At 36.4% G+C, this 379-nt stretch carries 1 pseudogene; it reads left to right on the top strand.

The features are described from left to right. Window positions 1-379: pseudogene (locus SB822_RS55320) on the top strand (helicase); the annotation flags it as partial.

Here is a 379-nt window from a genome sequence, read left to right as displayed (position 1 = left end):
CTAGTAGGAAGAGATATTGCATCTTGGATTTCTAAAGATGCAAATTTCCGGTTCCTTACTAGTGCTACTAAAGCTCAATTGGAGATGGGTGTAGATATTAGCAGAGAAATAGAGAACCTAAAAGATTTAGGAACAACTATACAAAGAAGTATTGATCGGGATAAGGATTGGGTTGAATATCATGCAGAAACACTTGCTGAAATGGTAGATGAGAATGAGACTGAAAATCTTCAAATCGAGCAAGCAAAAGCTGAAAGAAAAGCAATAAATCTCTGGAATGATGGTTATCATGAGCAGGCAATCGCTAAACTCGAAAAAGTTATACAAAGCCAAGAAAATTTCTTAGATTCACAAACGCTTGGATGGCTACAACAACTAG

The sequence above is a fragment of the Paraburkholderia sp. SIMBA_054 genome (assembly GCF_046534875.1).
GTDB classification, from domain to species: domain Bacteria; phylum Pseudomonadota; class Gammaproteobacteria; order Burkholderiales; family Burkholderiaceae; genus Paraburkholderia; species Paraburkholderia hospita.
The sequence above is the reverse complement of the archived record's forward strand: the minus strand, read 5'-3'. Positions and strand labels throughout refer to the sequence as shown.